At 37.5% G+C, this 6,195-nt stretch carries 4 protein-coding genes and 1 pseudogene; 4 read left to right on the forward strand and 1 reads right to left on the reverse strand.

All coding sequences use genetic code 11. The features are described 5' to 3' along the window. Together AC06OU_RS09350 and AC06OU_RS09355 are read left to right on the forward strand one after the other, a co-directional pair. Positions 1-1,728, forward strand: a pseudogene (locus tag AC06OU_RS09350) (hypothetical protein); the annotation flags it as partial. A 272-nt stretch (positions 1,729-2,000) separates the two neighbouring features. Beyond that, positions 2,001-4,406, forward strand: coding sequence for an ATP-binding cassette domain-containing protein (locus tag AC06OU_RS09355; protein ID WP_475855390.1), 2,406 nt, complete (start codon positions 2,001-2,003; stop codon positions 4,404-4,406). A 317-nt stretch (positions 4,407-4,723) separates the two neighbouring features. On the opposite strand, the gene AC06OU_RS09360 is transcribed toward AC06OU_RS09355, so the two are convergent. After that, positions 4,724-5,284, reverse strand: a complete 561-nt coding sequence (locus tag AC06OU_RS09360; RefSeq protein ID WP_475855392.1) for a GNAT family N-acetyltransferase — start codon at positions 5,282-5,284, stop codon at positions 4,724-4,726. 518 nt (positions 5,285-5,802) lie between these two features. Between AC06OU_RS09360 and AC06OU_RS09365 the strand changes: the two genes are divergently transcribed. Next, on the forward strand, positions 5,803-5,994 hold the full coding sequence (locus AC06OU_RS09365) for a helix-turn-helix transcriptional regulator (RefSeq protein ID WP_298468909.1): 192 nt from the start codon (positions 5,803-5,805) through the stop codon (positions 5,992-5,994). Positions 5,995-5,996: 2 nt separating this feature from the next. Further along, a partial coding sequence (locus AC06OU_RS09370) for a hypothetical protein (protein ID WP_475855393.1) occupies positions 5,997-6,195 on the forward strand: 199 nt, incomplete at its 3' end.

Consider the following 6,195-nt stretch of genomic DNA (forward strand, 5'->3'; position numbering starts at 1 on the left):
GATACGGAAGTTGATTTCCAAAGGTATCAACAAAACGTAGATAATTTACTAGCAAGTCTATTGAAAAGCGCAATTACTAGTGGGCAGGTTTCTCCGGAAGAAGCTAAACGTCTAATAGAACTTTATAATAACAATAAGTCACCTGGCTCCCTTGACTTCGATCGAGCTCCAGCCTTACAAATAAGTGAGGAAGAAAAAAAGAAACAACAAGCAATTGAGCAGCTCGAAGAAAAGAGAAAACAACAACAAGAGGATGAGTTAGCGCGAAAACAAAGAGTTGCAAATCAAAATCAAGCCCTAAAACAACGAATAGAAGATGAGAAAAGAAGACTAGATGAAGCAAATCGTTTAGCGGCTGAAAAAGCGAAGAAAGAAGCAGAGGAAAGATACCTCGCAACTTTAGCAGAGCAACAAAGAAAAAAAATGGAGGACCAATTAAGGCAACGAGAACAAGAGAAAAAAAATCAAGAGGAGCGACGTAATTCACATATACCGACGCCACCAACCCCTCCACCAACTCCAACTCCACAGCCACCTTCGGAAGGTGGTGGAGAAAACGGCAATACTCCGGTTAATCCAGACGCGGAAGCTGCTAACCGTGTAATGGCCAAAATAAACAGCATCCCCGTACCATTAACTCTTGCATCAAGAGATCTAGTTGACCATGCAAGAGAGAGTTATAATGCATTAACAGCGGCTCAGAAAAACCTGGTGACAAATCTTGAAAAGTTAATCGCTTATGAGCTGGAAATAGAAAGATTACTTAAGAATCAAGAAATCATGCCTCGAATTGTTTCAGAGATTGAAAGAAATATTCATCAAATTCAAGAGATAGATAATGTAACAGAAGCAAGTTATTTAATGGAAAAGACAAGGCTAATGATCAACAGCTTGTACGGAGATAGAGCACTTATCTCAGAAGAATTATTTAGCTATTTTGAAGAGACAGAGGTTAACTTGGTTGAAGCATTAATATCTAATTTGGTTGGCTTCAATGATGAATATCAATTGGCTGAAGCCAGAGAAAAATGGGACCAATTAACTTCGGAACAAAGAAACTCTGTTACGAATAAAGGTGTTTTGTTTGAAATGGAAGTCCAGCATTTAACTAGAATGGTGATAGAATTAGCTGAAATGGACGCGATTTCAATAGATCACCTTGAGCAAATAGATTATATGAGGCATCTTTTTGATCGATTGGAAGAGAGCCATAGAGGAAATATAGAAGAGCATGTTAAAGAGAAAATAGAACAACTGGTAGCGGAGAAAGTAAATGTACTTTCACAAGAAGGAAATTTAGATGAGTATATATCTCGATTGTCCCATGGACAAAACCAGCAAAATATACACTTCTTACTAAGTATTTATCAGCAAGAAAATCTAACTGAAGCGCAGCTGGAAAATATATTAAGTGCATTGGATATGTATATTAGAGAAAGAAGTATTTATCATTTCCAGACGGAGTCCCTAGATTATTCAAAGAATTATCAGGTTGTATTTTTGTCTGATGGGAATCATGCCGTTTATATTCCTCTAAATACTCATTTTGAAAACATTAATGAACTAAGGGAATATGTTAAGAGTTACACAGAAGGAAGAATTTCAGTAAATATTATTCTGGATGAAGAAAATTACTTGCATGCAAAGGCAAGCTTACCAAATGTTTATTTATCGAAGAAAACCCTGGAGTTTTCGGAGGAATTATTCAGCCGGCTTTTAACCGAATAATTATTATAAAAATGGAGCTGATGAGAAAAAGACTTCAGCTCCATTTCTTTTTGACGGTAATTTTTTAAGTAGGTTAACAAACAAAAGTGTTGGCTATTAAACGAGTGAAGTTTAAAGATTCTCTTTTCTACGATTTTCTGTTGCCTGTTCGGTTATTTGAAAGCCTTATGCACCAACCAATACTCTCAGTAACCCTCCACTATAACACCAGCAACGAAAACCTGAGTATCCTTTTGTTATATTTGTTAAATAACAATGATCGAGGTGTTCGCATGACGCAAGTGATTACAATTGAAAATGCATATGAAGGGAATTTAAAGAATATATCGTTACAAATTCCGAGAAACAAATTGGTTTGTGTAACAGGTGTTTCGGGGTCAGGTAAATCGACGCTCGTAATGGATACTCTCTACAAGGAATGTCAGCGCCAGTATTTAGAGGCAACAGGCTACCAGGGGATTCAAAAGCCCGGGGTAGATCATATTTCGAACCTTTCACCGGCCATCCAAATCAATCAGCACCATACAAACAAAAATCCGCGATCCACTGTGGGGACGATGACCAATATTTATACGGATCTACGTGTAATGTTTGAAAAAATTAGCCGCCGTATATGTGAGAATTGTCATCACCCTTACTATCAGAATGATGGGAAGGAATCGTTCGAAAATATCGATGGCAAATATGTATCGCTTGTCGAATGCCCCAATTGCCAGACGAAAGAGCCGTTACTTACAAGAACGCATTTTTCCTATAATAAGTCAAAGGGGGCTTGTCCCACATGCTCGGGTATTGGTGAAGAGATTCAAATAAATTGGAACGCCATTATCGATGAAACAAAATCGATTATGGATGGAGCTTTATTATTTTTAGATAAGGGCTATCAAAAATATGTACAAGGCATTTTAAAAAACGCGTTCCAGTTTTATCAATTAGAAGACGTTTTAGCAAAACCGGTTGCTAAATGGTCCCCGCAGCATAAAGCATTGCTTTACAAAGGAGCCGAAGCGGCACAGCTTGATGTGGAAAAGGGTGTTCCTAAAAATGTGACCGACGGACGATTTGAAGGTATTGAACCGATGCTTTGGCGGAAACTCGCTGATAAAGGGATTGAGGGGGTTCCAGCAGAGCAATTTGTGACTACGCTTTGTTCCACATGCTATGGGGAACGCTTAAATGAAAAAAGTCGAAGCGTTACGGTTTGTGAAAAGCGTCTGCCGGAATTAGTAAGCTATTCGATTGAACAGTTATCCCAATGGATTCAAGAAGTGTCACAGCAGCTTCCGGCACAGCAGAAGCGATATGTGGATAACTTTCTCTTAGATATTCAGACGAAAACAGAACGTATTTTAAAAGTGGGTGTCGGCTATTTAACCTTAGACCGTCAAACGAATACCTTATCAGGTGGCGAACAGCAGAAAATAAAGCTCGCTGCTGTATTAGACTCCACTTTAACCGGAGTTATTTATTTGCTAGATGAACCTACAGCCGGTCTGCATCCAAAGGACACGCAAGGGATGATTGAGCTATTAAAAAATATGCGAGATTTAGGCAATACAGTTATTGTTATCGAGCATGACCCCGATGTGATGAAAGCTGCAGACTTAATCATCGATATAGGCCCTGGTGCTGGGAAATTCGGTGGTGAGGTTATCGGTATCGGAAGCCTAGAAGAAATAAAGGTGATGGAAAGCTCGGTCACGGGGCAATACCTGCTAAAAGAAGCGATGATAAATGAACATACAAGACAGCCAAATGAGTGGCTAGTAGTTGAGCATGTGACTAAGTATAATTTAAACGATGTGACGGCACAGTTTCCGATGAATTGTTTTACAGCAGTTGTTGGTGCATCGGGATCAGGCAAATCGACACTCGTATTTGATGTATTGATGGAGCGAGACCTTTCCCAATTCAATCAGGTAATTACAGTCGAGCAATCACCCATTACCAAGATGAAACGCTCTAACATTGCTACCTATACGGATGCTTTTTCTATCATCCGCACGTTGTTTTCCAAAGTTCCCTTAGCAAAGGAAAAGGGGTTCACAAACAAACACTTCAGCTTTAATACAGCAGGTGGACGATGTGAAAATTGCGAAGGGTTAGGTGTTGTGCCGAGCAATATGCTATTTTTTGATAACGTGGAGCTCGTATGTCCAGCATGTAATGGTAAGCGCTTCAAGGATGAAGTATTAGAAGTAACGCTGTACGATTATTCGATATCTCAAATGTTAGATGTATCGATCGATGAGGCTGCCGAGATATTTAAAGCCGATAAGAAGTTAACAAAAATATTAAACCTTCTACAGGAGGTTGGGCTAGGCTATGTCACATTAGGACAGCCATTAACGACTTTATCTGGCGGGGAAGGGCAACGTCTAAAACTAGCTAAAGAACTGTTAACCGTAAAAAAAGGGCAGCAGCTATGTTTAATTGATGAGCCAACTACTGGACTGCATCCAATAGATATCGAGCATCTTTTAGTGCTACTGCAGCGAATTGTCGATGCTGGCAATACCGTCATCGTCGTAGAGCATAATGAACAAGTCATAAGGGCAGCTGATTGGATCATTGAAATGGGTCCGGAAGGCGGCATGAAGGGCGGCAAAATTATTGCAACAGGGACGCCTGCTCAAATCATGAAAAACAGTGATTCGATTATTCGGGAATATATTTAATATTTATGGAGCTATCAGGTACAAAAAAACGTTTGATGCTGACGGATCTGTATCCATCTTCATAATAAAAATAGGTAATTAAGAATTTAACATAATGACGATGCTTAATGGGCGAACAACCTATCAAGCAGCGTCTTTTTTTCCTTAGCAGGTATTAATGGGGGAGGTAATGCTGCATACAATTGCTCTTAGAGGTGATTTGTAATGTAATTAGAATACACATAAAAAAATGAGCCAGGATATTTTCTTTTGGCTCATTTTACTTTGATATTGTTTTTTCCTACCCACTCATTAGTTCTAAGAAGGGCTTATATTAATTAAACTTGAGTATTTTTCCAATCTTTTCTAAGTATGCCCATAGTACAAATATCGTGATAGCTTCCAAACCTGAATAGTTCTTCTCTTAAAGTTCCTTCCAAGAAAAATCCGCATTTTTCATATGAAGCAATTGCTCTTTTGTTGTAACTAAATACTTGAAGTTTCACTTTATTTAAATTCATATAATTAAAAATAAAGTCTATCAATACTTTCATTGAGTCGGTTCCATAACCCCTCCCTTGGTAGTCGGCTCCTATAGATACACCAACGTGACAAGTGCCGTTTTTCCAATTCACTGAGTAAACAGATATTGTCCCAATAAAGGTTTTTTTATCTTTAAGCTCAATCCCAAATATGTATTCATCCTTTTCAGGATTTATTTCACTAAGGAATTTTTCATGGTCTCTTTCTGTAGGTGGAAATGGTATCTCATCATTCATTAGTAACCGACTTTCCATTAAATCTTCCATTGCAAAGAAATCTTGATAATCCTCTTTTGTTAATTTACGTAAAGCGACTTTGTCTCCTATTAGAAACCTTTTACTATATTGATTAATCATTTTTATTTCCCCCAAATTAAGTGCAGGGGTTAGTAGTAAGGGTTATTCTACTGAACCCTTGCGAAGTTTTTGTTGTTTCAATCCTTTTAAAACTTCTAGTGCAATAGATGCCATCATGAGTTCATCTCCCATTTATTAAGATAATGAAAGTGTATATTAAATTACTATTTTATACAAATGTATCTTCAGACTTTGAGTCTCTGTATTGACTTCCAACAATAATATATTGTGATTCAATTTGTATACTTTTGCTAGCTTTATAGAAAAAGATGTACTTGCTTATTTAGACTCTGAACAATGGAAAAGTGCTAAGTAGATATTTCTAGATGGTGAAGATGATTGGTGAAGAGACTTGAAGGGGCTTTTATTTTGTAGGGAAAGTAATATGATGTTCGAAATAGTAAGGATAAATTCATCACCTCTTCCTTTCTCAGGATAACCTTGACATTCCAAACTACTAAATGTAACATATAAATTACAAATGACAGATATACATTACATTCAATTCGGAGGCATTTATGGTTAATCGTGTGAAAATTGCTCGGATGGAAAAGGGCTTAACGCAATCTGAGCTAGCAAGTAAAATTGGGGTAACTCGTCAAACAGTGGGGTTGATTGAAAAAGGGGATTATAATCCGACGTTACAATTATGTATTGCGATTGCGAAAGAGCTGGATCAAACATTAAATGATTTATTTTGGGAGGAATAGATATGCATATATTACAATGGCTTTCGACTGATGAATATAAACAAAAGGTGATTTCCAGGATATTAGTAGAGGGGGCAATCCTTCAATTTATCCTTTCCTTTGTTGTGATTGCTGTCCATCTATATACAGACATGGATCCTCTATTTTTATTGATGATTCCTTTTGCTGTGTTTTTATTTTATTGTTTAGCTAGGTACATAT

It is taken from the genome of Psychrobacillus sp. (assembly GCF_056205495.1).